The organism is Candidatus Omnitrophota bacterium, from assembly GCA_041649175.1.
Classification (GTDB): domain Bacteria; phylum Omnitrophota; class Gorgyraeia; order Zapsychrales; family JBAZNR01; genus JBAZNR01.
Map to the genome: position 1 here is coordinate 108,210 of JBAZNR010000002.1, position 23,032 is coordinate 131,241.

General features: G+C 44.8%; 27 protein-coding genes. 21 read left to right on the forward strand and 6 right to left on the reverse strand.

The window, feature by feature from the left end:
• Window positions 1–130: 130 nt before the first annotated feature.
• Genes WC676_05530 through WC676_05580 form a run of 11 tightly spaced genes read left to right on the forward strand, consistent with a single transcriptional unit; the run spans window position 131 to window position 7,635 of the window.
• Window positions 131–841: a carboxypeptidase regulatory-like domain-containing protein gene (locus tag WC676_05530; GenBank protein ID MFA5060070.1), complete on the forward strand. Its 711-nt coding sequence runs from the start codon at window positions 131–133 to the stop codon at window positions 839–841.
• Between the two features lie 5 nt (window positions 842–846).
• Window positions 847–2,583: a cbb3-type cytochrome c oxidase subunit I gene (locus WC676_05535; protein ID MFA5060071.1), complete on the forward strand. Its 1,737-nt coding sequence runs from the start codon at window positions 847–849 to the stop codon at window positions 2,581–2,583.
• Window positions 2,583–3,182: a heme-copper oxidase subunit III gene (locus tag WC676_05540; GenBank protein MFA5060072.1), complete on the forward strand. Its 600-nt coding sequence runs from the start codon at window positions 2,583–2,585 to the stop codon at window positions 3,180–3,182. Before WC676_05535 ends, WC676_05540 begins: the two co-directional genes overlap by 1 nt.
• An 8-nt stretch (window positions 3,183–3,190) precedes the next feature.
• Window positions 3,191–3,511 (forward strand): cytochrome C oxidase subunit IV family protein, encoded by a 321-nt coding sequence (locus WC676_05545; GenBank protein MFA5060073.1) that lies wholly within the window; start codon window positions 3,191–3,193, stop codon window positions 3,509–3,511.
• Window positions 3,501–3,701: a hypothetical protein gene (locus WC676_05550; protein MFA5060074.1), complete on the forward strand. Its 201-nt coding sequence runs from the start codon at window positions 3,501–3,503 to the stop codon at window positions 3,699–3,701. Before WC676_05545 ends, WC676_05550 begins: the two co-directional genes overlap by 11 nt.
• Entirely contained in the window at window positions 3,698–3,931 is a 234-nt protein-coding gene (locus tag WC676_05555) for a hypothetical protein (GenBank protein ID MFA5060075.1), read from the forward strand. The genes WC676_05550 and WC676_05555 overlap by 4 nt, the downstream gene beginning before the upstream one ends.
• A gap of 11 nt (window positions 3,932–3,942) precedes the next feature.
• Window positions 3,943–4,719, forward strand: coding sequence for a cytochrome c oxidase subunit II transmembrane domain-containing protein (locus WC676_05560; protein ID MFA5060076.1), 777 nt, complete (start codon window positions 3,943–3,945; stop codon window positions 4,717–4,719).
• A 26-nt stretch (window positions 4,720–4,745) separates the two neighbouring features.
• The gene (locus WC676_05565; protein ID MFA5060077.1) at window positions 4,746–5,744 is read left to right on the forward strand and encodes a COX15/CtaA family protein; all 999 of its coding nucleotides are present in this window, start codon (window positions 4,746–4,748) and stop codon (window positions 5,742–5,744) included.
• Window positions 5,741–6,637, forward strand: coding sequence for a heme o synthase (gene cyoE, locus WC676_05570; GenBank protein ID MFA5060078.1), 897 nt, complete (start codon window positions 5,741–5,743; stop codon window positions 6,635–6,637). The genes WC676_05565 and cyoE overlap by 4 nt, the downstream gene beginning before the upstream one ends.
• The gene (locus WC676_05575) at window positions 6,638–7,222 is read left to right on the forward strand and encodes an SCO family protein (GenBank protein MFA5060079.1); all 585 of its coding nucleotides are present in this window, start codon (window positions 6,638–6,640) and stop codon (window positions 7,220–7,222) included. It abuts the gene before it with no gap.
• Window positions 7,222–7,635 (forward strand): DUF420 domain-containing protein, encoded by a 414-nt coding sequence (locus WC676_05580; protein ID MFA5060080.1) that lies wholly within the window; start codon window positions 7,222–7,224, stop codon window positions 7,633–7,635. The genes WC676_05575 and WC676_05580 overlap by 1 nt, the downstream gene beginning before the upstream one ends.
• On the opposite strand, the gene WC676_05585 is transcribed toward WC676_05580, so the two are convergent.
• The 5 genes from WC676_05585 to WC676_05605 form a co-directional block, all read right to left on the reverse strand.
• Window positions 7,615–7,953 carry a DUF6787 family protein gene (locus WC676_05585; protein ID MFA5060081.1) on the reverse strand — a complete coding sequence of 113 codons (339 nt, stop codon included), beginning with the start codon at window positions 7,951–7,953 and terminating at the stop codon, window positions 7,615–7,617. The two genes, WC676_05580 and WC676_05585, sit on opposite strands and share 21 nt — an antisense overlap.
• A gap of 142 nt (window positions 7,954–8,095) precedes the next feature.
• Window positions 8,096–8,260 (reverse strand): hypothetical protein, encoded by a 165-nt coding sequence (locus tag WC676_05590; protein MFA5060082.1) that lies wholly within the window; start codon window positions 8,258–8,260, stop codon window positions 8,096–8,098.
• Window positions 8,261–8,266: 6 nt separating this feature from the next.
• Window positions 8,267–8,755 (reverse strand): hypothetical protein, encoded by a 489-nt coding sequence (locus WC676_05595; GenBank protein ID MFA5060083.1) that lies wholly within the window; start codon window positions 8,753–8,755, stop codon window positions 8,267–8,269.
• A 101-nt stretch (window positions 8,756–8,856) separates the two neighbouring features.
• The gene (locus WC676_05600) at window positions 8,857–9,141 is read right to left on the reverse strand and encodes a ferredoxin family protein (protein ID MFA5060084.1); all 285 of its coding nucleotides are present in this window, start codon (window positions 9,139–9,141) and stop codon (window positions 8,857–8,859) included.
• Between the two features lie 95 nt (window positions 9,142–9,236).
• Window positions 9,237–10,739 carry a radical SAM protein gene (locus tag WC676_05605; GenBank protein ID MFA5060085.1) on the reverse strand — a complete coding sequence of 501 codons (1,503 nt, stop codon included), beginning with the start codon at window positions 10,737–10,739 and terminating at the stop codon, window positions 9,237–9,239.
• Between the two features lie 177 nt (window positions 10,740–10,916).
• Here WC676_05605 and acnA point away from each other — a divergent pair, with 177 nt between their 5' ends.
• The 6 genes from acnA to WC676_05635 all read left to right on the forward strand — a co-directional run bounded on the left by acnA (window position 10,917) and on the right by WC676_05635 (window position 19,459).
• Window positions 10,917–13,622, forward strand: coding sequence for an aconitate hydratase AcnA (acnA, locus tag WC676_05610; GenBank protein MFA5060086.1), 2,706 nt, complete (start codon window positions 10,917–10,919; stop codon window positions 13,620–13,622).
• Window positions 13,623–13,707: 85 nt separating this feature from the next.
• Window positions 13,708–15,111 carry a 3-isopropylmalate dehydratase large subunit gene (gene leuC, locus WC676_05615; GenBank protein MFA5060087.1) on the forward strand — a complete coding sequence of 468 codons (1,404 nt, stop codon included), beginning with the start codon at window positions 13,708–13,710 and terminating at the stop codon, window positions 15,109–15,111.
• Between the two features lies 1 nt (window position 15,112).
• Window positions 15,113–15,736, forward strand: coding sequence for a 3-isopropylmalate dehydratase small subunit (gene leuD, locus WC676_05620; GenBank protein MFA5060088.1), 624 nt, complete (start codon window positions 15,113–15,115; stop codon window positions 15,734–15,736).
• 15 nt (window positions 15,737–15,751) lie between these two features.
• On the forward strand, window positions 15,752–17,467 hold the full coding sequence (gene ilvD / locus WC676_05625) for a dihydroxy-acid dehydratase (GenBank protein MFA5060089.1): 1,716 nt from the start codon (window positions 15,752–15,754) through the stop codon (window positions 17,465–17,467).
• 3 nt (window positions 17,468–17,470) lie between these two features.
• Window positions 17,471–18,538, forward strand: coding sequence for a chorismate synthase (aroC, locus tag WC676_05630; GenBank protein MFA5060090.1), 1,068 nt, complete (start codon window positions 17,471–17,473; stop codon window positions 18,536–18,538).
• A gap of 33 nt (window positions 18,539–18,571) precedes the next feature.
• Window positions 18,572–19,459 (forward strand): SDR family NAD(P)-dependent oxidoreductase, encoded by an 888-nt coding sequence (locus WC676_05635; GenBank protein ID MFA5060091.1) that lies wholly within the window; start codon window positions 18,572–18,574, stop codon window positions 19,457–19,459.
• Here WC676_05635 and WC676_05640 read toward each other — a convergent pair.
• Entirely contained in the window at window positions 19,456–20,112 is a 657-nt protein-coding gene (locus WC676_05640) for an MBL fold metallo-hydrolase (protein ID MFA5060092.1), read from the reverse strand. The two genes, WC676_05635 and WC676_05640, sit on opposite strands and share 4 nt — an antisense overlap.
• Before the next feature lie 148 nt (window positions 20,113–20,260).
• Here WC676_05640 and WC676_05645 point away from each other — a divergent pair, with 148 nt between their 5' ends.
• From WC676_05645 to WC676_05660, 4 genes are all read left to right on the forward strand, one after another.
• Window positions 20,261–20,815 carry a thioredoxin family protein gene (locus WC676_05645; GenBank protein ID MFA5060093.1) on the forward strand — a complete coding sequence of 185 codons (555 nt, stop codon included), beginning with the start codon at window positions 20,261–20,263 and terminating at the stop codon, window positions 20,813–20,815.
• A gap of 7 nt (window positions 20,816–20,822) precedes the next feature.
• Window positions 20,823–22,166 (forward strand): Nramp family divalent metal transporter, encoded by a 1,344-nt coding sequence (locus tag WC676_05650; protein MFA5060094.1) that lies wholly within the window; start codon window positions 20,823–20,825, stop codon window positions 22,164–22,166.
• A 16-nt stretch (window positions 22,167–22,182) separates the two neighbouring features.
• Complete coding sequence (locus WC676_05655; GenBank protein MFA5060095.1) at window positions 22,183–22,611, forward strand: universal stress protein; 429 nt, start codon at window positions 22,183–22,185, stop codon at window positions 22,609–22,611.
• 62 nt (window positions 22,612–22,673) lie between these two features.
• The gene (locus tag WC676_05660; GenBank protein ID MFA5060096.1) at window positions 22,674–23,030 is read left to right on the forward strand and encodes an iron-sulfur cluster assembly accessory protein; all 357 of its coding nucleotides are present in this window, start codon (window positions 22,674–22,676) and stop codon (window positions 23,028–23,030) included.
• Window positions 23,031–23,032: the final 2 nt, after the last annotated feature.

A 23,032-nucleotide genomic window follows, 5' to 3' on the forward strand; every position in this document is an offset into this window, starting at 1 on the left:
AAATCTTTTTGCAAAGCTTGACAAGGAAAAGTAGCTGTAGTAGTCTGACAGCAAATTAGCCAGGACTTTGCTTTTAAGTAGGCAAATTAAGTTAATCTAGTCGCTAGTTATTAAGGAAAGGTGGATATCAATGAGAAGCAAATCACTTTTATGGTCTTTATGTTTTATGTTTGCTGCAAGCACTCTTCTTGTTGCGGCATCATGGGCAGGAACGGTTACCGGAACCGTAAAATATGAAGGGGAAGTTCCAAAATTTGCGGAACTAAAAATGGATGCCGATCCGATCTGTCTTGCGAAACATAGCGGTCCGGCGTATCCTGATACGCTTGTTTTAGGCGATGGAAATACCATGGCTAATGTCTTCGTTTATGTAAAAAGCGGTTTAGCGAAGAAAGACTATCCGGTGCCGCAAGAACCGGTGGTTATTGATCAGCAAGGCTGCCAATATTCTCCTCATGTGTTTGGTGTTCGCGTTGGCCAGCCATTAAAGATCCTCAATCCCGACGGCACTTTGCACAATGTTCATGCTTTATCAAAAGTTAATCCCGAATTTAACATCGCAATGCCGCAATTCCGCAAAGAGATCATTCAGACATTCGACAAAGAAGAGTTCATGTTTCCTTTAAAATGCGATGTTCACCCGTGGATGGCGGCTTGGGGCGCAGTTATGTCACATCCTTTCTTTACTGTAACAGGGAAAGACGGAAAATTTACCATTCCCGGGCTTGATGCCGGAACTTACGAAGTAGAAGCGTGGCATGAGAAATTAGGAACGCAAACGGCGACCTTGACTGTCACTGCCGACGCACAAACATTAACGGATTTTACCTTTAAAAGATAATATTCATGTCTGACACAAACCACAGTTCGCACAAACAAAGTTTTTGGCGAACCTATATTTTTTCAACTGATCACAAAATGATCGGCCTGCAATACGGCTTTACCAGCCTTATTTTTCTTTTCTTTGGGTTTTGTCTCGTCATGTTAATGCGTTGGCAACTGGCATTTCCAGGACAGCCGGTTCCTTTTATAGGGAAATTTTTTGGAGAAGCCAATATGCCTGGTGGCGTTATGCTTCCGGAATTCTATAATCAGCTAGGTGCGATGCATGGAACTATTATGGTTTTCTTAGGAGTTGTCCCGCTGGCGGTGGGCGCTTTTGGAAATTATATTGTTCCTTTGCAGATCGGTGCCCCGGATATGGCATTTCCAAAGCTTAATATGGCTAGCTATTGGGCTTACTTTTTAGGCGGAGTGACAATGCTGGTCAGTTTTTTTGCTCCCGGTGGCGCGGCTAATTCGGGATGGACTTCTTATCCACCGCTTTCCAATATCGCAACCATGGGCCAGACGATGTGGCTTTTCGGAATGGTTTTGCTGATCACTTCATCTCTTCTTGGCGCGGTTAATTTTATTGTGACGATCATTCAGTTGCGAACCAAGGGAATGACGTTTATGCGTATGCCATTTTTTGTTTGGGCGCAGTTGGTTACGGCTTTTATTTTGCTTCTAGCATTTCCTCCTTTGGAAGCGGCAGGTGTTTTGCAGTTGATGGACAGACTTGCCGGAACGAGTTTTTTTATGCCGAGCGGACTTGTTATTAGCGGACAACCGCTCACAATCAGCGGAGGCGGAAGCCCGCTTCTTTGGCAGCATCTTTTCTGGTTTTTGGCACATCCGGAAGTTTATGTTTTGATCTTACCGGCGATGGGAATTGTTGCGGAAGTCATTGCCAATAACACGCGTAAGCCTCTTTGGGGATTGCGCATGATGATCGCCTCTATTTTGATCTTGGGATTTTTATCCTTTATTGTTTGGGCGCATCATATGTATTTAACCGGAATGGGGACAGTGATCAGCGCGTTTTTCCAAACGACGACGATGATGATCTCTATCCCATCTGTTATTATCCTATCCTCGCTTTTTATAACGTTATGGGGAGGGTCCATACGCTTTAATGCACCGATGCTTTTCGCGCTCGCTTTTTTGCCGATGTTCGGTATTGGCGGACTAACTGGGCTTCCTTTGGGTTTGGCGATTGCGGATATTCATCTTCATGATACCTATTATGTGATCGGGCATTTTCATTATGTGGTGGCGCCGGGGACGATCTTCGCGCTTTTTGCCGGAGTTTATTATTGGTTTCCGAAAGTAACGGGACGAAAACTTAATGAAGCGCTGGGACGTTTGCATTTTTGGCCGTCTTTGATCGCGATGAATTTTATCTTTATGCCCATGATGATCCAAGGCTTGGCAGGGGTTTCTCGCCGACTTTATGACGGAGGGGCATCGTATGCGCATGCGCAAGGTGTTTTGCATCTTAATGTTGTTATGTCGGTAGCGGCCTGGGCTTTGGCGATTGCCCAAATCCCATTTATTATTAATTTGTTTTGGAGTATTAAAAGCGGGGAAAGAGTAAAATCCGATAATCCATGGGAGGCGACAACTTTAGAATGGTCAACGCCGACACCGCCACCGCATGGAAATTTCTCGACTCCTGTGGAAGTTTACCGCGGGCCGTATGAATATAGCGTTCCAGGGGCACAAAAAGACTTTACGCCGCAAGATCAACCAAAGGTTTGATGATGCCAGACACAATTCCATACACAACGCACGAACGGCCTGATACGGGACTTTATAATGCCAAGATTGGTATTTGGCTTTTTTTAGCTTCGGAAGTGATGCTATTTGGTGCTTTGTTTTCGTCGTATGTTCTTTTGCGCGTCGGGTCGACCAACTGGCCGTTAGGGCATACGATTCTCAATGTTCCGATCGCCACTTTTAATACCATGGTTCTTATTTCCTCCAGCGTGACAATGGTGATGGCATGGGCATCATTAAAGCTGAATAATTTCAAAAAATATCGATTGTATTTAGGATTGACCGTCTTGTGCGGGCTTATTTTTCTCGTCGTCAAAGGCTTTGAATATAACGCCAAATTCGAACATCATCTTTTTCCGTCCACCAGTACGTTTATGGCTGTTTATTTTACCTTAACTGGTTTGCATGGCCTTCATGTGATCGGTGGGATCATAGTTAACGCTTATTTCCTGGGGCCGGGTTCAAAAATGTGGTTTAAAGAACCCGAACGTTTGACAAATCGCATTGAAGTTTCCGGGCTTTATTGGCATTTTGTGGATCTGGTTTGGATCTTTTTGTTTCCGGTTTTGTATTTACTATAAAAAGGACGATGATGAGTGAACATCATATTGATGAAGTAAAAAAATCAGTCCGTATTTATATTACGGTTTTTGTGGCTTTAGCGGCTTTGACGGTTGTGACCGTCGCGGTTAGTTATTTTCATTTAAGCCTTGTGGCGGGGATCGCGGTGGCGCTTTTTATCGCAACCATCAAAGGGTCTTTGGTCGCGTGCTATTTTATGCATTTGATCTCTGAGAAAAAATTGATCTATGCTGTTTTGGCCCTCACCGTTGTGTTCTTTTTTTCTTTACTTTTATTAACGTTGTCAGGGCATCACAATACAATCACAGGAACGCAAATTGTCTCTTAAAATATTCCATATTGTTTTCATCATTTGCTCTGTGGCGCTTTCTGTCAGCTTTGGATTTTGGTCAGGGCAGTTTTATCATGAAACACGAGAAGCTTCTTACTTGACCATGTCCGTTTTGGCGTTTGTTTTTGCCGTGATCTTGATCGTTTACGGCGCGCGCAAATTCAGCCAGCTTGGGCAATCCAAATGATGATAAAACAGATCTTCTTGCTGTTGTGGGCGATCACAGCGGCAGGAGCCATGTTTCCTGACGCTTCCTTGGCGTGTTCGGTCTGCTATGGTGCGCCGGGGTCGTTGCTAACAAAAGGCCTCAATTTTGCGATTTTTTGTTTATTAGGCGTGGTATTTAGTGTTTTAGCAAGTTTTGCCATTTTCTTTTTAACTCTTCGAAAGAAATCAAAAGAAGCAGCAACCCACTGATCTAAATTTACATGATCGAAAAAATATTAGGCTTGCCGATGAATGCCTCGGCGCACGGAGGAGAAGTTGATCAGGCGATGTTTTTTATCCACATCCTGATGCTGGTGCTTTTTATTGGCTGGGGTGTTTACTTTATTTATGCGATCATTCGATTCCGACGCTCCAAAAACCCTAAAGCCGACTACGGCGGTGTTAAAAGCCACACATCCAGTTATCTGGAGATCGTTGTTGCGATCATTGAAGCTGTTTTACTGATCGCGATATCAATTCCGTTTTGGGCTAAGCAGATCAATGCCTTTCCGGACCCCAAGACAGCGGTTCATGTCAAGATCATTGCGGAACAATTCGCCTGGAATGTCCACTATCCGGGAGCTGACGGGATTTTCGGGCGTACTGATATAAAACTGATGAATTCGGCCAATAACCCAATTGGGCTTGATCGCTCTGATGAAGCCGCGAAAGACGATATTGTAATGATCAACCAGCTTCATCTTCCGGTCAATAAACCGGTGATCATCAATCTTTCCACAAAGGACGTTATTCATTCTTTCGCTCTTCCTCTGATGCGTGTCAAACAAGATGTTATTCCGGGAATGAGCATTCCTGTTTGGTTTACTCCTACAAAAACCGGCCAATTTGAGATCGCTTGCGCGCAGTTGTGCGGCTTGGGGCATTATCGGATGAAAGGATATTTGACCGTTCATTCGAAAGCCGATTATGAAGCGTGGCTTACTCAGCAAGCATCCGCTGCCCAAGAGGCGCCTCAGGTCGATGATTTTTGGAATTAATCCATCCAATCAAAGTGAGAGCGACTATGACAAATAAAAATCAAATTTTACTGAGATGCTTTTCAAAATTTGTTTGCGCGGCAACGCTTTTTCTTATTTTTGCCGGGGGAATGGTGACGAGTACCGGATCGGGCCTTTCTGTTCCGGATTGGCCGCTTTCTTATGGTGGATTTTTTCCTCCGATGGTGGGCGGGATCTTTTACGAGCATGGACATCGAATGATCGCATCCGTGGTTGGCCTTTTGATGGTCATTCTTGCTGTTTGGATCGCACGCGTGGAAACTCGTCGCTGGGTTAAAATGCTAAGCTTTGCGGCATTAGGAACGGTTATCGCTCAAGGTATTTTGGGCGGGGTGACTGTTTTGCTTTTTTTGCCACCGCAGGTTTCTGTCGCGCACGCGGTTTTGGGGCAAACATTTTTTATTTTGACGATCATTTTAGCCTATAGCCAATCGGAAGAGCGGCGTTTGCGTGAAAGCGAAACATATTTACCAGGAAATCCTAATCAAGTTGAACTCGCTTTAGGATTCGTTCTTTTAATTTACATTCAGCTTATGGTTGGCGCGGTGATGCGCCATACCGGTTCCGGGCTTGCAATTCCTGATTTTCCAAAAATGGGAGGCCAGTGGATCCCGGTTTTTGACACGAATATGCTTAACCTGATTAATGATTGGCGTTTTGAGATGAACTTACCTAGCGTGAAATTGCAGCAAGTTTTAATTCATTTTATGCATCGAATTGGAGCCGTTTTTATTATAATGATGGTTGCTTATTTAACGTATTGTTTCTGGGATCATGCCAAGAAAAACAAAAAAGTTTTTGATTCTTTAGTGACTATCAATATTTTACTCATATTGCAGGTTATTTTGGGGATCTATACCGTACTGACACAAAAATCTCCTCATGTAACAAGCCTCCATGTCGCTCTGGGAGCGGCATTTTTAGGCATGAGTGTTCTAATAGCACTTCGCATTCTTCCTTTAAGCATTAACGGGTGTAATACCTCGTTAAAGAAATCGAAATGAGTACAGAATTCTTATCCTTCCGAGCTTTTAAGGCGACCTCGCGTTTTAATGCCTATCTTGAACTTTCAAAGATCCGCATCTTAAGCATGGTGCTAGTAACAACAGCGATCGGATTTTTCTTAGGAAAAAAAGGATTTTCAGATCCCGGAAAATTGCTAGCAACGCTTTTAGGTACCGCGCTTGTTTGCGCCGGTGCTTCCGCCTTAAATCATTATCTGGAACGAGATAGCGATAGCAAAATGTTGCGTACGAGAAATCGGCCTATCCCGGCGGGAATAATCCCTGCGCAAAACGCAATGCTGTTTGGGATCGTAGCGGTTTTACTTGGCGTGGGGTTTTTGTATTGGCAGGTTAATTTATTGGTTTCGTTTTTGGGGCTATTGACCGCATTTTTGTATGTTTTGGTTTATACGCCGATGAAAAAGGTAAGCTGGCTGAATACAACGATCGGCGCTATTCCCGGAGCGCTTCCTCCCGTTGGGGGATGGGCTGCGGCAGCAGGGCAAATTGATCTGGGTGCTTGGGTTTTATTTTTGATCTTGTTTATTTGGCAGCATCCTCATTTTTATGCGATCGCCTGGATGTTGAAGGAAGATTATGCCAGGGGTGGATTTAAAATGCTTCCGGTCTTAGAAAAAGATGGGCACCGCACGATGTTCCAGGTAGTGGCATTTTCCATCCTTTTGATCCCGGCATCTGTTTTGCCGGTTGTCCTTGGCATTTCGGGATCGGCGTACTTTTTTGGCGCGCTTATTCTTGGCGTTGGTTTTTTGGCTTTTGGAATTTTCTTTGCGGTTTCAAGGTCGGACGCGGACGCCCACAAGCTTTTGCGTGCTTCCATTATTTACTTACCGGTCATTTTGTCTCTGATCATTGCCGACGCCCACTTTTAAATGATAAAACTCGCACAGAATAAAATATTCATCTTTTTTTCAATCTTTAGCGTTTTGGTAATTGCCGTAGTTTATCAATTGTCTCCGCAGAAAAAACTTCCGGTTTTAGGGAATGTCGTTGATTTTTCCTTGCTCGATTCAACTCAAAAACAAGTTTCGCTAAGCAACTTTAAGAATAAGGTTTGGGTTGCCAATTTCTTTTTTACAACCTGTGGAAGCATTTGTCCGATGATGACGCAGAATATGATGAAGGTCTACAAGAGATTCCTTGATGATCCCGATGTTCACTATGTTTCTATATCGGTCAATCCCGAATTTGATTCTCCCGAGATCCTCACGCGCTACGCTCAAAAATATGGGGCAGATCCGTTAAAATGGCATTTTTTGACCGGGCCGCGGGAATCCATTCAAGAGTTGGCTGTTAAAGGCTTTAAAGTCGGGACAGTTGATGAGCCTGTTTTCCATAGCAGTTATTTTATCCTCATCGACAAAAACGCCAATATCCGCGGGTATTATGACGGCATCACCCAAAAGGGCGTTGATCAATTGACAGCTGATATTGCTTTGCTTTTAAAGGAAAAATAATGACTGTGCATCTTCCAACAATTAATGCGAGCCTGAATGCCTTGGCGGGCATTTTTTTGTTTTTGGGGTGGAGAGCTATTCGAAAAGGCGACCAAGCCGGCCATAAGAAATTCATGATCTGTGCTTTGATAACCTCAATGGTATTTCTGGTGTCTTATATAACCTATCATGCTTTATCGTCGGGGCCGACACGCTATCACGGGCAAGGGATTTTGCGCTGGATCTATTTCTTTATTTTAGGGACGCATACGCCGCTGGCGGCTTTGGTTGTTCCGTGCAGTATTGCGGCGGTTTGGCAGGCGATCCGCGGGAATTTAACGTTGCATACAAAGATCACAAAGTGGCTTTTACCGGTATGGATGTATGTTTCGGTGACAGGAGTGATTATTTATTTAATGCTTTACGTGTTTTAATTTCGAAACGAGCTTTTGGCAACCTGCCCAAATCAGTAGAAACAACGTTTTTTGTCTTCCAATAAAAAACTTCGATTGTCCCAAAAGAATCCCATAAATTAAAAGCAAAACTTGGTAAATCGGTAAAAATATCCCAATATAAATAAATATCCTAAGCCCCAGCGCCACTTTTGATAGCGGGGCAAGGAAATCATGTAAAAGTGGTTTTAAGACCATGGCTTCCGTTGATCCGGCCAAAGAGAAGGCGGCAAGGATCGCCAGAATATCGGAAGATTTCTTAATATCCCATTTTGTTTTAAGGCGTTCGATAAATTTCATAAGAGCCGCAATCTTTAGGTTGGTTTATAAACGCGTAGTAAAAAATAGATCCCCGCTCCCAATAGGATTACTGCAAAGATGGCAAGGGTCGCAATTGCTATTTTAAGGCTGTCTAAATTAGTTTTAATTTCTGGCTTAGTATTCATTTGCTTCTCAAAAGTAGTCTTTCCGTCAAATAACCACCGCCAAAAAAGATCGTTCCGCCCAGCAAGATTTTCATATTGATAAGCTCAGGGAAAGCGGTGATAAAGCCTATTCCGATAACGGCAAGTCCGGCTGCTTGAAGGATTTTTGCGAATAGGTACATGTGCTTTTAAGGCTCGCCAAGTTTTAATCCGGACAATTCTAGGAATATTTTTGTACTTTCCCGAAAGCTCGCGTGCTCAACAGATATTATTTTAATAAAGTGGATAAAAGCAGCCAAGAAAAGCAATCCGTGAAGCCATCCGGGAAAGCGGTTGGTATCGACCGCGCCGCCGGTGATAAAAACGCACGACACAAGCAAGATGTTGAGCATAACCGGCGGATAGATCTTTTTTTTGATTGTCAGAGCTCTTTGATAGAGATTTTTATCGGAGGTGGCATCTTTCGCGATGTGCTCTTTAATGGTCATTCCGTTTCCCACAAAAAAGAAAATGATGATCGTTTGTGTAAAGAGGTAAATGATCAAAGTAAAGATGGCAAAGGCAGGGTGGCCGACTTGAAAAATGGAAAATTGCAAAAGCCCTTGAAGCCCGGTGAGAAAAAGCAAAAGGGCGGTAATGGCGGTCATCAAGTAGCAAAGGTACATAAAAGACCACATAGAGGTGTCCTTTTAAAACGGTTTCATTTCTTAGGCCAGCGACACCAAAAAGAGCGCAAAGCGCGCTCTTTTTGGAGAAAACATTTTTCTTGCGTTGATCCTTACTTTGTTGGCGGCCCTAAGGGCTCTTTTTTTTCCGTTATGACTGGAAGAGTTTTTGATTTTTGAATGTTGATTTCAGTGTAATTCTTCCATTTTTCGGGAAGGTCGTCCTGGGTAAAGATAGCTTGGACGGGGCATTCCGGGATGCAAGCGCCGCAGTCAATGCAAACTTCCGGGTCTATGACCAGCATTTCGGCGTCTTCATGGAAACAGTCCACGGGGCAAACCGCAACGCAGTCAGTGTATTTACATTTAACACAGGGTTCAGCAACAATGTGAGCCATACAATTTCCTCCTCTTTAATGAATGATCAAAAGTTGTTTTATATGCTATCAAATGCTGACTTTTCTGTCAATCGGCAAAATCAAAACTTTTATCGCTAAAGCGAGACGGTATCGTTCTGGGTGATGGCGTTGATAAGGCTTTTTTCAGGGGCGGCCTTTTTAACTTGGCCGGTGATTTTCTTAAAGAAATAATCAAGGAACGCTTTAAATCCGTGAAGTTTTCTAAGTAAATCTCCGACATTGCGGATGGAAATGAACATTTTCCACATTTGTTTTGGGCGAAGATAAAATTCCTTTAAGCCCGTATCGATCATCTCGTCGATCTCTTTATAGGATAATTGCGGATAATTAAGCAAAGTGCGTTGTTCATGTTGTGGGGTAAGCCACTCGCGCCAGTCTTTCGCAAGAAGATATCCTTTTTCTTTAGCCCATTTATAAAGGCTTGTTCCCGGGTAAGCCGCAACGCCGGTAATTTGAATGGTGTCCATCGGAAGGGATTTGGCGAAGTCAATTGTTTTTCGGGCGCTGTCGCGTGTTTCTCCGGGAGCGCCGATCATAAAGCACCCGTGAACGGTAAAGCCCAGTTCGCTGGCGCGATTGGCATAACGGCGGGCCATATCAGTGCTAACACCGCCTTTGTGGACAGCGCGCAGTGCTTCATTAGTGCCGAATTCAAATCCGGTCATCAACATGCGGCATCCGGCCTTACGCATAAGGGGAAGCAGTTCTAAGTCGGTATTAACGCGCATATTACAAGACCAAGTGATTTTTTTATTGATGCCGCGCTTCATGATCTCTTCGCAGACTTCCGTGACGTGCTTTTTATCGGCGGCAAAGGTGTCGGTTTCGAACATGATCTCTCGGATCTGCGGATGAGTTTTTATGTCGTATTCCATCTCGTCCACAACGAGCTGGGCGTGGCGATTGCGCAGTCGATAACCATACATGAGTTGCGGATCGCGGCAAAAAGAACAGGCATTATTGCAGCCTCGTCCGGTGATAAGAGTTAAAAACGGGAATTTTTTTCCGCCATCGGGATACCATTCCGGTTTAATGAGCTGCCAAGCCGGAAAGGGAAGTTCATTTACATCAATGGTGGGGCGTTCGGGATTATGAACAACGGCTGTTTTATCCCACCAGGACATCCCTAAAATAGATTTTGGATCCATTCTGTCGGCGAGTTCGCGTAAGGAATAGTCGTATTCGCGATGTAAAACATAATCTACGGTGCCGCGGCCGATCTCAAAGGTATTATCGGGCTCGGCGGTGACATGTTGTCCGACGAAAGCAACTTTGCAACCGGTTGCTTCTTTGATCGTTTTTGCTTGCTCAATGTCGGCATAAATAGACGGAGTTGTGGCATGAATGACTAAAAGTTCCGGATTGAATTCTTTGGCGCGGCGAAAGGATTCTTCGACGGAAAGGTTTTGAGCGGCTGCTTCTAAGAATTCAACTTTGTGCCCGCGGTCAATAAGGATCTGGGCAGCGATGAGCAGAAACTCGGGGTGGCGCTGAACGCGTCCGCGCGACTTAGCGGCCCAGCGGGCAACGCGAACAAAATCTTCGCCGTAAGATGGATTTAAAAGGAGGACATTCATAGGTTAACTAAGTAATTTTAGTACGTATATAATCTAACCGTAAAAGTTGATTATTGCAAGGTAATTCTCATAAACAATACTTAAGAAAAACTAACAACTTTCGCAAACTATCAATTGACGCTCCGAAGAGCTTTCTATATAATGCACCTGTTTATCGACAATTTTAAGGATGTGCTTATGAGTAAAAAATTTGACCCAAAAAGTGTTTTAAAATCGATCAAAACTAAAGCGGGAAAGGCTTTTTATTTTTCTCTTATAGAATTGGAAAAATCCGGCTTTAAGAATGTTTCGCGCCTTCCATTTTCTATCCGCGTGCTTTTAGAAAGCGCCGTTCGTAATTTCGACAACTACCAAATTACCATCAACGATATCAATCGCCTGGCGAATTGGCAAGAACATTTTTCAAATCCTCAGGAAGTCGCTTTTAAACCGGGCCGTGTTATTTTGCAGGATTTTACCGGCGTGCCGTGCGTGGTTGATCTTGCGGCGATGCGTTCGGCTTTAAAACGCCTTGGCGGAGATTTTCGTAAAATAAATCCGCAAGTTTCCTGTGATCTGGTCATTGATCATTCTGTGCAAGTGGATGCCTTTGGCGCCAAAGATTCCTTTTCGTTAAATGTCGAAAAAGAATTTGAGCGCAATCAGGAACGGTATGAATTTTTAAAATGGGGGCAAAATGCGTTTAAGAATTTCCGCGTTGTTCCTCCGGCGACCGGCATTGTGCATCAAGTCAATTTAGAATATTTAGCCCAGGGGGTTCTCAAGAAAAAATCGTCGCAAGGAACAATCCTTTATCCGGACAGCCTCGTCGGAACAGATAGCCATACGACCATGATCAATGGGCTTGGGATCGTCGGCTGGGGCGTAGGCGGCATTGAAGCCGAAGCGGTTATGTTGGGTGAGCCGATCTATATGCTTCTTCCGGGCGTTCTTGGTGTTCGACTGACCGGAAAACTTAAAGACGGAATTACCGCGACCGATCTGGTTTTGACAGTGACGCAGCTTTTGCGAAAAAAAGGTGTTGTCGGAAAGTTTGTTGAGTTTTTCGGAGACGGACTTAAAGCATTAAGCTTGCCGGACCGGGCCACCATTAGCAATATGGCGCCGGAATATGGTGCGACGATGGGCTATTTTCCGGTTGATGACCAGGCATTGCGTTACTATCGAATAACCGGACGAGCCAAGACAGATGTTGATCTTGTTGAGCGTTACATGAAAGAGCAAGAAATGTTTTATACGCCCGGATCTAATGACCCGCACTTTCCGGACGTTTTAGAATTAGATCTTGCCACGATCGAGCCGAGTTTAGCCGGCCCCAAGCGGCCGCAAGACCGTGTTGTTGTCCAGGAGATGAAAAATGTTTTCAAGAAATCTTTAACCGCGCCTGTTGCCGAGCGTGGATACGGGCTTTTACCCGAGCAGCTTTCTAAAAAGATTTCTATGTCTGATGGGCAAAATGAAACACTTTCACACGGATCGGTCGTGATCGCGGCTATTACGAGCTGCACCAATACATCAAATCCTTCTGTGATGATCGGAGCCGCTTTGTTGGCTAAAAAAGCTTTTGAGCGCGGCTTGGTAATGCCTAAATTTGTTAAAACAAGTTTTGCGCCGGGCTCGCGCGTGGTTATCGAGTATTTGAAGAATTCCGGCTTGATGATGTATTTAGAAAAATTTGGTTTTCATTTAGTAGGCTATGGATGCACGACGTGCATTGGCAATAGCGGCCCATTGCCGGAAAATATTTCCAAAGTGATCAAAGAGGGAAATTTGGTCGCGGCCAGTGTTTTGAGTGGAAACCGTAATTTTGAAGGCCGTATTAATCCGTCAACAAAAGCAAATTATTTAGCAAGCCCGCCCTTGGTGGTCGCCTATGCTTTAGCCGGGCGCGTTGATATTGATCTGACGAAAGAACCAATCGGCAAAGATAAAAAGGGAAAAGATGTTTTCTTAAAAGATATTTGGCCGGCGCAAGCAGAAATTGATTTGGTTGTATCAAAAGTTATTACGGCAAAAATGTTTAGCGCGCGTTACAAGGATGTTTTTAAGGGAAACCGTGATTGGAATAAGATCAAGACGGTTAAATCCGATCTCTATTCCTGGCGGGAGAAAAGTACTTATATCCAGGAGCCTCCGTTTTTTATTGATCTAAAGCAAGACGTTGATCCGGTTGGTGACATCAAAGCGGCTCGTGTTTTGGTGATGGTTGGTGATTCGATCACAACCGATCATATTTCTCCGGCGGGAGCTATTGCAAAGGGAAGCCCGGCTGGCGTTTATTTGGAAAGCCTGGGCGTTGAGCCTATCGATTTTAACAGCTATGGGTCACGACGGGGAAATGACCGGGTGATGACCAGAGGAACCTTTGCTAATATTCGTTTGCGGAATTTATTAGTTCCTGACTCAGAAGGCCCATGGACAAATTATTTTCCAAAGAATAGCAAGATGACGATCTTTGATGCGTCTTTAGCTTATAATAAAGACAAAACACCACTACTGGTTTTGGCCGGAAAAGAATATGGGACCGGTTCCAGCCGCGATTGGGCGGCAAAAGGAGCGGCCTTGCTCGGTGTTCGTGTCGTTCTTGCAGAAAGTTACGAACGCATTCATCGCAGTAATTTGGTTGGCATGGGTGTTTTGCCTCTAGAATACAAAGTAGGTGATTCTCGTCAAACACTTGGGCTGGATGGCACGGAAGTTTTTGATTTTTGCGGCATTGATGATCAATTAAAGCCTCGGCAGGAAATTTTAGTTCGCGCGCGCGGCACAAATGGTGCGATCAAGGAATTTAAGGCCATTGCCCGCCTTGATACGCCCGTCGACGTTGACTATTATCGAAACGGTGGTATACTTCCAACAGTTTTGCGAAAACTTGCAAAATAATTCCGCGTTGTCTTCGAAATGCCTATTGACAGCCCGAACCGATTCCGATAAAATCGTCTATATTTTTCTTAACATAAGGTAAATGATGCCAAAAACAATGTATCAAAAAATTTGGGATGATCATTTGGTCTACGAAAATCCGCAGACCACGTCGATCATTTATGTTGATAAGCACTTGGTCCATGAAGTGACTTCTCCTCAGGCTTTTGAAGGATTACGATCATCGAAGCGAAAGATCCATTCTCCCGAAAAGACCGTTGCGACCATGGACCACAATGTTCCGACGAGAACAAAAGATCTGTCTTTAGCCGAAGAAACTTCACGCATTCAAATTAGCACCTTAGAGCGCAACTGTAAGGAATTTGACGTCAAATTATTTGATTTCGCCGATCCCGATCAGGGCATTGTGCACATTATCGGCCCGGAAATGGGAATGACGCAGCCCGGCATGATCATTGTTTGCGGTGACTCTCATACGTCCACGCACGGCGCTTTTGGCGCCTTGGCGTTTGGCATTGGAACGTCAGAAGTTGAACATGTTTTAGCGACGCAAACCTTACAACAAAATAAAGCACAATCCATGTTGATCAGTATCGACGGAACATTGCCGTTTGGTGCCACCGCCAAAGATATCATTTTGTATATTATCGGGCAGATCGGCACCGCCGGTGCGACGGGCTATGTTGTTGAGTACGGCGGAAGCGCGATTCGTGCTTTGAGCATGGAAGGCCGCATGACGATCTGCAATATGAGCATTGAAGCAGGTGCGCGCGCGGGGATGGTCGCTCCCGATGAAACAACATTTGCTTATTTAAAGGACCGTGATTTTTCTCCCAAGGGAGCGGATTGGGAAAAGGCAGTCGCGTTCTGGAAAACACTTCCCAGCGATCCCAATGCTAAGTTTGACCGCGTGATCAAAATCAAAGCCGAAGATATTTTACCGCAAGTTACTTGGGGAACAAGCCCGGGACAAGTGACGTCGATCGAGGGAAAAGTTCCTGATCCAAGTTCTTTTTCAAATCCGGTTGATCAACAAGGAGCCAGCGACGCGTTGAAGTATATGGATTTAAAACCGGGAACGCCGATGCAACAAATTCCCATTGATAAAGTGTTTATCGGTTCTTGTACCAATGCGCGTATTGAAGACTTACGCCTGGCCGCGAAAATGGCAAAGGGTAAGAAAATTTCCTCAAAGGTAAAAGCGATCGTCGTTCCGGGTTCCGGACGGGTGCGCCGTCAGGCGGAAAAAGAAGGTTTGGATAAAATTTTCATTGAAGCCGGCTTTGAATGGCGATTTGCCGGATGCTCCATGTGTTTAGGGATGAACGATGACCGTTTAAATCCGGGGGAGCGATGTGCTTCAACAAGTAATCGTAATTTTGAAGGCCGTCAAGGGCGCGGCGGGCGTACGCATTTGATGAGCCCGGAAATGGCTGTTGTCGCGGCCATGGAAGGACGCATTGCCGACGTCAGAAAGTATTTAAAATAATATGAAGCCATTCGAAACTCATACAGGAATTATTGCGCCGCTCGACCGTGTTAATGTTGATACCGACGCCATTATCCCAAAGCAATTCTTGCGCAAAGTGGATAAGATCGGCTTTGGAAAACATCTTTTTCACGAATGGCGCTATACGGATATTGACGGGAAAGTAGAAAACCCCGAATTCATTCTGAATAAAGGCGTTTTTCGTAAAGCGACAGTTTTGCTGGCGCGCGCCAATTTCGGCTGCGGTTCTAGCCGGGAACATGCGCCGTGGGCTTTGGAAGATTTTGGTTTTCGCGTTATTGTCGCGCCGAGCTTTGCGGAGATCTTCTATAATAATTGTTTTAAAAACGGTATCTTGCCCGTTATTTTAACGGCCAAGGAAGTTGATGAATTATTTGTACAAGTTTTAGCAAGTCCGGGTGTAGAATTAAAAGCAGATTTGGTCGCGCAGAAAATAAATGGGCCTAAAAACCAAACATATTCGTTTTCTATTAATTCATTCGCTAAGGAATGTTTATTGAAAGGGTTAGACAGCATCGGTTGGACGCAGCAATTTAACGATAAGATCGCCGCTTACGAAAAAACCAAATCGGCCGAAAAGCCCTGGTTGTTTGCCCGCAAGTAAGGAGTTTTTAAAGCCATGAAGAACGATAAGAAAACAAGTCAAAACGCGCATCGCCAATTTTCCGCGATCGTAACTGACGGAAGCCATCGAGCGCCGAACCGTTCTATGCTTCGCGCGGTTGGATTTAAAGATGATGATTTTAAAAAATCCCAGATCGGCGTTGTTTCAACCTGGAGTATGTTAACGCCGTGCAATATGCATATTGACAAATTAGCGCTCGAAGCGGTTAGCGGTATCGATGCGGCAGGCGGTAAAGGAATTATTTTCGGAACGATCACCGTTTCCGACGGTATTTCGATGGGAACAGAAGGAATGAAATATTCTTTAGTTTCCCGGGAAGTTATTGCGGATTCGGTGGAAACGGTCGCGGGATGCGAAGGCTTTGACGGCCTGGTAGCCATCGGCGGCTGCGATAAGAATATGCCGGGATGCATCATGGCGATTGCGCGGCTCAATCGTCCGGCTGTCTTTGTTTATGGCGGAACGATCCTTCCTGGCTGCTACAAAGGAAAAGATGTTGATATTGTTTCTGTTTTTGAAGCAGTGGGCGCGCATGCCAATCAGAAAATTGGCGATGCGGAATTAACGGCGATCGAATCCTGCGCAATCCCTGGGCCCGGTTCTTGCGGTGGAATGTATACGGCTAATACCATGGCGAGCGCCATTGAAGCGCTGGGCATGAGCCTTCCCAATAGTTCCGCGCAAGCTGCTATTTCTCCGGAAAAAAATCAGGATTGCCAAAGAGCTGGTGAAGCGGTTTTAAATTTGATCAAACTTGGTATTCGTCCGAAAGACATTATGACGCGTAAAGCTTTTGAAAATGCGATCACCGTTGTAACAGCTTTAGGCGGGTCAACCAATGCGGTTTTGCATCTTTTAGCCATTGCGCATACGGTTGGCGTTAAATTAACTATTGATGATTTTGCGAAGATCTGTAAAAAAGCTCCTGTCTTGGCGGATCTAAAACCAAGCGGTAAGCACGTCGTCGCGGATTTAGTGAAGATTGGCGGTTTAACGCCGCTTCTTCGTTTATTGCTTGAGGCCGGTCTTCTTCATGGGGATTGCCTGACCGTAACAGGAAAAACACTCGCTGAGAATTTAGTTGATGTGAACCCGTATCCCAAAGGACAAACCGTTGTCCGTCCTTTAAGTGATCCTATAAAACGCGAAGGACACATTGTTATTTTATACGGTAATTTAGCGTCCGAAGGCGCTGTCGCGAAGATTTCCGGAAAAGAAGGAAGTGTTTTTTCCGGCTCGGCCAAAGTTTTTAATTCAGAAGAAGAAGCCTTAGAAAAAATTCTGGACAATACGGTTAAAAAAGGCGATGTGATCGTTATTCGCTACGAAGGCCCAAAAGGCGGGCCCGGCATGCGGGAGATGCTGGCGCCGACTTCGGCGGTTATGGGAAAAGGCTTAGGAAAAGATGTCGCGCTTATTACCGACGGACGGTTTTCCGGCGGAAGCCATGGATTTGTAGTTGGACATATTACCCCTGAAGCTTACGTTGGCGGATTGTTAGCTATCGTAAAAGACGGCGATAAGATCACGATTGATGCCGAAAAACGCCAGATCAATTTGGCCGTTCCTGCCGCGGAAATAAAGAAGCGATTCAAGGAATGGAAGCAACCAAAGCCTCGCTATACACGCGGCGTTTTAAGTAAATACGTAAAACTTGTCAATTCAGCTTCTTTAGGCGCGGTAACAGACGCTTTTAAAAACGGAGAATAAAAAATGCCAGGAAATTCCTTTGGTCAAGTTTTTAGAGTGATGACGTTCGGTGAAAGCCACGGCCCGGCGATCGGCGCTGTGGTGGATGGAGTTATTCCTCTTTTACCGCTTTCGGCAGCTGATATTCAAGTCGAACTTGACCGTCGACGTCCTGGGCAAAGCAATATCACAACTCAGCGTAAGGAAAGTGACACAGTTGAGATCCTTTCTGGGGTTTTTGAAGGAAAAACGACCGGCGCGCCGATCGCTTTATTAATTCGCAATGAAGACGCGAAATCAAAAGATTATGAAAAATTTAAAGATGCTTTTCGCCCCGGCCATGCCGATTTTACCTATGATGCCAAGTTTGGTATTCGTGATTGGCGCGGCGGCGGACGTTCATCAGGAAGAGAAACGGCGGCGCGTGTTGCCGTGGGTGCCATTGCGAAAAAGATCCTTCTGGAAAAAAATATCAAAGTCATTGCTTATACGCTGGCCGTTGGCGATATTTATGCGAAAAAAATTGATCTGAGCATCATTGAATCAAACGCGGTTCGCTGTCCGGATGCGGGGCAAGCCGAAGCCATGATCCAAAAAATACAGGAAGTCCGCAAAAATGGAGATTCTATCGGCGGCATTGTGGAAGCTGTTGTGCGGGGGTGTCCGCCGGGACTCGGCGATCCGGTTTTCGATAAGCTTAACGCGAAACTTGCGGCGGCGGTTATGTCAATTGGAACTATTCGCGGTGTTGAATTCGGTTCGGGATTTGCCAGCGCTAAAATGAATGGTTCCGAATCTAATGATGTTTTCTTTGTTCAAGACGGGCAAATTAAAACCAAAACAAATCATGCCGGAGGGATCTTAGGCGGAATATCTACCGGAGCAGATATTGTTTTGCGTGTCGCGGTTAAGCCTCCGTCATCTATTTCCATAAAGCAGCAAACGGTAACAAAAGCAAAAGAAAATGTTGAAATTCAGGTGACCGGGCGCCATGATCCGTGCATTTGTCCGCGCGTTGTTCCGGTTGTTGAAGCCATGGTCGCCATGACACTGGTCGACTGCCTGATGCTTCAGGGAATAATTAAGCGTTAAGAAGTCTCTCATCTATTCCTCCGACTAACCCGCATGAATCCATCAGAAAATAAAAAAGTTATTCTCATTACCGGATGCTCCAGTGGTTTTGGGCTTCTAACCGCGGCGCGCTTGTCTGGCTTAGGCCACCATGTTTTTGCCACGATGCGAAATCTCCAAAAGAAAGACGCCTTGCTCGCCGAAGTAAAGAAACGCGGCGGCACGGTCAATCTTTTGGAACTCGATGTTAATAATGTGAAAACTATTGAAATTGTCGTTCAGAAAATCGAAAAAGAATTCGGGCGAATTGATGTCTTGGTCAATAATGCTGGTTTTGGCGTCGGGGGTTTTTTTGAGGACTTAAGTGAAACAGATATCCGTCAGCAAATGGATACGAATTTTTTCGGCGTACAAAGCGTAACTCGGGCGGTCATTCCGCTGATGAGAAAGAATCACTCTGGAAAGATCATTAATCTCTCTAGCATTGCCGGGCTTTATGCCTTACCGGCGTTTAGTGCTTACAATGCTAGCAAATGGGCGGTGGAAGGATTCTCGGAAAGTTTGTTGTACGAATTAAAACCGTTTGGCATTTCAGTTTGCTTGATCGAGCCGGGAACTTACCGGACAACCATTTTCTTTGAAAATAGGCGTTGCGCGAAGGATTTTGATAATCCCAAAAGCCCATATTATGGATCATCTCAAGCATTAAAGAAACGTGTTGATCAATTTGTGGCTAACGACAAGAAAGATCCTGAAGATATTGCGATCTTAATTGAGAAGCTCATCAACTCGCCGCGTCCGCCGTTTCGAAACATCCCGGATCGCCGCAGTAAGATTTTGTATTTTCTGCGCCGATTCCTGCCTTTTGGCCTTTTTAGTTTTATATTGTATACGTTATTATTTTTTGGAACTTCAAAGAAGGCAAGCGGTCAAACGAGTTAAAATCCTATCCCCATTCTTTCCGTTAAGAATTCTTCGAGGCTTTTACACTGCAGGTAAGCATTGGTTTTCTTCAAGGTTTTTAATGGCGCGAAAGGAAAACGTCCATAATCATGTCCGGGGTAAACAATTGTTTCTTCGGGAAGTTTTAAGATCACTTCATGGAGGGAATGATACATGGCCTTTGGGTCGCTTCCGGGAAGGTCACAGCGCCCGCATCCGTCGATAAAAAGCGTATCGCCGGCAATCAAAATATTTTCGGATAAGAAACATTGGCACCCCGAACTGTGTCCGGGCGTATGCAGGCAAAGCCACTCAATGTTTCCGGTTTTTAATTTTTCATTGGGTTTGATATGCTTGATGTTTTTGTGTTTTGGCATAAAAAGAGCGGCTTCATGTTGAGATATATAAACCGGGACGTCATGTTTGCTTAAAAACTTATCTAGTCCGTTGACGTGGTCAGGATGTCCGTGTGTGAGAAAAACAGATGTAACTTTAAGATCTTGCTCAGCTGCTTTCTTTATCAAAAAGGGAACATCCCATGCTGGGTCAACCAGGGCGACTTCTCGGGTTTTTGCATCGCCGATAAAGTAAAGAAAATTTTCCATCGGGCCCAGCGGCATTTGCGTTACAATAATGTTTGATTTTTCAGGCATAAGTTTTTCCTTTGATGCGCATTCATTATATTTTCTCTTCAAGGAAGACGCAAACAAAAATTAACTTTCCTTTAAAGCCTTGACATCTCAAGGTCGGTACGTATAATAAAGTTGCAAAACAACTTATTTAAATGGAGGTTTAGTAAAAATGGCTTTACTTGAATCTGTCCACATCCCCTTAGGCACAAAAATGCCGGAATTTACCATTAAAGACCCCAACGGAAAAAGTTTTAAAGGCGCCGAGCTTTACGGAAAACGAGGATTGCTGATTGCTTTTACCTGTAATCATTGTCCTTATGCCTTGGCGGTTTGGCCGCGGCTTATCCGTCTGGCGCGCTATGCCCAGAAAGCCGGGATCAACGCGGTGGCTGTTAATCCAAACATAAATCCCGATTATCCCGAAGATGCCCCCGCTAAAATGATCGACAAGATCAAAGAGTGGGGCATTGATTTTCCGTATTTAGTCGACGAGACGCAAAAAGTTGCCGATGCGTTCAAAGCCCAGTGCACGCCGGATATTTACCTTTTTAACGGTGAGTATCAATTGGTCTATCACGGACGCATTGACGATAATTGGCAAGACGAAACAAAAGTGACACGTGAAGAGCTTAAAGAAGCGATCAATTGTTTAGCGAGCGGAAAACCAATGGTAACGGATCAAAAACCATCCATGGGCTGCTCGATCAAATGGAGACAAAAATAAATTTCTAATGAATACCGCTAAAGCTAAACCCGCTTGGCGCCGGGAAGCCAAGATGCCAAGCCTTCCGGAAGTTTTTTCGTCCATTCCGATCGCGACCAACGCTAGTATTTTTCGTAAAATGCTGGCTTTTTCCGGGCCCGGGCTTATGGTGGCTGTCGGATATATGGATCCCGGAAATTGGGCAACGGACTTGGCTGGTGGCGCGCGTTTTGGATATACGCTTCTGTCGGTCATCCTCATCTCTAATATTATGGCCATTTTGCTTCAACATTTGGCCTTAAAACTTGGAATTGTAACGGGGCGCGACCTTGCTCAGGCCTGCCGAGATCATTTTTCCAAACCCGTTGCAATGTTCTTATGGGTTCTATGTGAAATTGCCATTGCCGCATGTGATTTGGCAGAAGTCATTGGCTCAGCCATCGCTTTAAATCTGCTTTTTGGAATTCCTCTTGTCGTGGGTGTTATCTTAACAGCTTGCGATGTCATGATCGTTCTACTTTTGCAAAGTAAAGGTTTCCGTATTTTGGAATGTTTGGTAGCCGGCTTGATCTTTATGATCGGCGGATGTTTTGCCTATGAGCTTGCTGTCTCACACCCGTCCTTGCCCTTGATCTTTCAAAACCTTTTGCCGAAACCGGAAATCGTGATGAATCCCGAAATGCTTTATATCGCCATTGGTATTTTGGGCGCGACAGTCATGCCGCATAATCTCTATTTGCATTCCAGCATTGTGCAGACCAGGGCTTTTGAGCGCAATGATGCGGGGCGCAAGATGGCGATCAAATATGCGACGATTGACTCTACCACAGCTCTTTTGTTCGCGTTTTTTATTAATGCGGCTATTTTAATTGTAAGCGCGGCGGCTTTTCATGGAACGCCGCACGAAAACGTTGCCGATATTAACGATGCGCATCGTCTCTTATCGCCGGTTTTGGGTGCGCCATTGGCTAGCGTTGCTTTTGCCGTTGCTCTTTTGGCATCCGGACAAAATTCAACATTAACCGGAACTTTGGCCGGGCAGATCGTTATGGAAGGCTTTCTTGAGATCCGTTTGCGGCCGTGGATGCGCCGGCTCATAACGAGACTTGTGGCGATCGTTCCGGCTGTCATTGTGGCGGGGATGTTCGGCGAAAAAGGTGTTGGCGACCTGCTTATTTTAAGCCAGGTTGTTTTGTCGCTGCAGTTAAGCTTTGCGGTTGTTCCGCTGGTTTGGTTTACCAGTGACCGCGCAAAGATGGGAAAATTTACGAATGCCTTATGGTTAAAAATAATTTGTTGGACCATTGCTGTTATTATTGGCGGGCTAAATCTCTATCTTCTCTATCAAACCGTTTACGGATGGTTTGTATAAAAAACTGAGGTGACTTATGTATAAAAAAATTCTTATCCCCTTGGATCATACGGACAGCGACAAAACCATCCTTGAACATATTCGCCCTCTCGCTCGGACATTTGGCGCCGAGTTAATTTTGATCCATGTTGCCGATGGTTATGCGGCGCGCCTTCAGGATACGCTCAACTTGCAGGATTCGGAAGAAATTAAATCGGATAAGCGCTATCTGGAGAAGCAAAGAGATGTCCTTATCAGCGAAGGATTCAAGGCGCAGGCTCATCTATTCAAAGGAGAGCCAGCCGATGAGATCTTAGCTGTCGTGAAAAAAGAGCAGTGTGATTTGATCGCCATGTCCACCCATGGGCATCGATTTTTGAAAGATATTCTTTTTGGAAGTGTTGCTGAGAATATTCGGCATCGGACGGATGTTCCGGTTCTAATGATCCGCGCGAAGCATCGCTAATCCCTTGACTTGAGTTTTTTTGTGTGTTATATCAAAATGTCTTTTTAAGAACAGGCGACCCTATGACGACGGATATTAAATCAAATTCATCTGATAGAATCGTAATTTTGACCGACGCGGCCGTTATTAAAATAAGATCCATGATGGAAAAAGACGGCAAGCAAGGTTATGGGCTGCGCTTTGGCGTTGTGACCGGCGGTTGCGCGGGGCTTTCCTATGAAATGAGCTTCCAGAAAAATCATTACGATAATGACAGCGTTGTTGAGGCGGGCGATATTAAGATCTTTGTGAATAAAGAAAGTGTTCCGTTCATTCAAGGAACAAAGATCGACTTTGTAGATACCCTTAAAGAAAGCGGATTTAAATATTACAATCCTAACGCGAAAAGTAGCTGCGGTTGCGGCACTTCCTTTAGCTAAAA

What these genes read in the sequence shown, in the direction of transcription:
- WC676_05585 (MFA5060081.1), bottom strand. Translation starts at nt 7,953, where the DNA reads ATGAAATTTATCGAACGCCTTAAAACAAAATGGGATATTAAGAAATCT.
- aroC (MFA5060090.1), top strand. Translation starts at nt 17,471, where the DNA reads ATGCCAGGAAATTCCTTTGGTCAAGTTTTTAGAGTGATGACGTTCGGT.
- WC676_05645 (MFA5060093.1), top strand. Translation starts at nt 20,261, where the DNA reads ATGGCTTTACTTGAATCTGTCCACATCCCCTTAGGCACAAAAATGCCG.
- acnA (MFA5060086.1), top strand. Translation starts at nt 10,917, where the DNA reads ATGAGTAAAAAATTTGACCCAAAAAGTGTTTTAAAATCGATCAAAACT.
- WC676_05590 (MFA5060082.1), bottom strand. Translation starts at nt 8,260, where the DNA reads ATGTACCTATTCGCAAAAATCCTTCAAGCAGCCGGACTTGCCGTTATC.
- WC676_05650 (MFA5060094.1), top strand. Translation starts at nt 20,823, where the DNA reads ATGAATACCGCTAAAGCTAAACCCGCTTGGCGCCGGGAAGCCAAGATG.
- WC676_05535 (MFA5060071.1), top strand. Translation starts at nt 847, where the DNA reads ATGTCTGACACAAACCACAGTTCGCACAAACAAAGTTTTTGGCGAACC.
- WC676_05640 (MFA5060092.1), bottom strand. Translation starts at nt 20,112, where the DNA reads ATGCCTGAAAAATCAAACATTATTGTAACGCAAATGCCGCTGGGCCCG.
- leuC (MFA5060087.1), top strand. Translation starts at nt 13,708, where the DNA reads ATGCCAAAAACAATGTATCAAAAAATTTGGGATGATCATTTGGTCTAC.
- WC676_05545 (MFA5060073.1), top strand. Translation starts at nt 3,191, where the DNA reads ATGATGAGTGAACATCATATTGATGAAGTAAAAAAATCAGTCCGTATT.
- WC676_05560 (MFA5060076.1), top strand. Translation starts at nt 3,943, where the DNA reads ATGATCGAAAAAATATTAGGCTTGCCGATGAATGCCTCGGCGCACGGA.
- leuD (MFA5060088.1), top strand. Translation starts at nt 15,113, where the DNA reads ATGAAGCCATTCGAAACTCATACAGGAATTATTGCGCCGCTCGACCGT.
- WC676_05530 (MFA5060070.1), top strand. Translation starts at nt 131, where the DNA reads ATGAGAAGCAAATCACTTTTATGGTCTTTATGTTTTATGTTTGCTGCA.
- WC676_05555 (MFA5060075.1), top strand. Translation starts at nt 3,698, where the DNA reads ATGATGATAAAACAGATCTTCTTGCTGTTGTGGGCGATCACAGCGGCA.
- cyoE (MFA5060078.1), top strand. Translation starts at nt 5,741, where the DNA reads ATGAGTACAGAATTCTTATCCTTCCGAGCTTTTAAGGCGACCTCGCGT.
- WC676_05595 (MFA5060083.1), bottom strand. Translation starts at nt 8,755, where the DNA reads ATGTGGTCTTTTATGTACCTTTGCTACTTGATGACCGCCATTACCGCC.
- WC676_05575 (MFA5060079.1), top strand. Translation starts at nt 6,638, where the DNA reads ATGATAAAACTCGCACAGAATAAAATATTCATCTTTTTTTCAATCTTT.
- ilvD (MFA5060089.1), top strand. Translation starts at nt 15,752, where the DNA reads ATGAAGAACGATAAGAAAACAAGTCAAAACGCGCATCGCCAATTTTCC.
- WC676_05655 (MFA5060095.1), top strand. Translation starts at nt 22,183, where the DNA reads ATGTATAAAAAAATTCTTATCCCCTTGGATCATACGGACAGCGACAAA.
- WC676_05635 (MFA5060091.1), top strand. Translation starts at nt 18,572, where the DNA reads ATGAATCCATCAGAAAATAAAAAAGTTATTCTCATTACCGGATGCTCC.
- WC676_05565 (MFA5060077.1), top strand. Translation starts at nt 4,746, where the DNA reads ATGACAAATAAAAATCAAATTTTACTGAGATGCTTTTCAAAATTTGTT.
- WC676_05600 (MFA5060084.1), bottom strand. Translation starts at nt 9,141, where the DNA reads ATGGCTCACATTGTTGCTGAACCCTGTGTTAAATGTAAATACACTGAC.
- WC676_05660 (MFA5060096.1), top strand. Translation starts at nt 22,674, where the DNA reads ATGACGACGGATATTAAATCAAATTCATCTGATAGAATCGTAATTTTG.
- WC676_05540 (MFA5060072.1), top strand. Translation starts at nt 2,583, where the DNA reads ATGATGCCAGACACAATTCCATACACAACGCACGAACGGCCTGATACG.
- WC676_05605 (MFA5060085.1), bottom strand. Translation starts at nt 10,739, where the DNA reads ATGAATGTCCTCCTTTTAAATCCATCTTACGGCGAAGATTTTGTTCGC.
- WC676_05580 (MFA5060080.1), top strand. Translation starts at nt 7,222, where the DNA reads ATGACTGTGCATCTTCCAACAATTAATGCGAGCCTGAATGCCTTGGCG.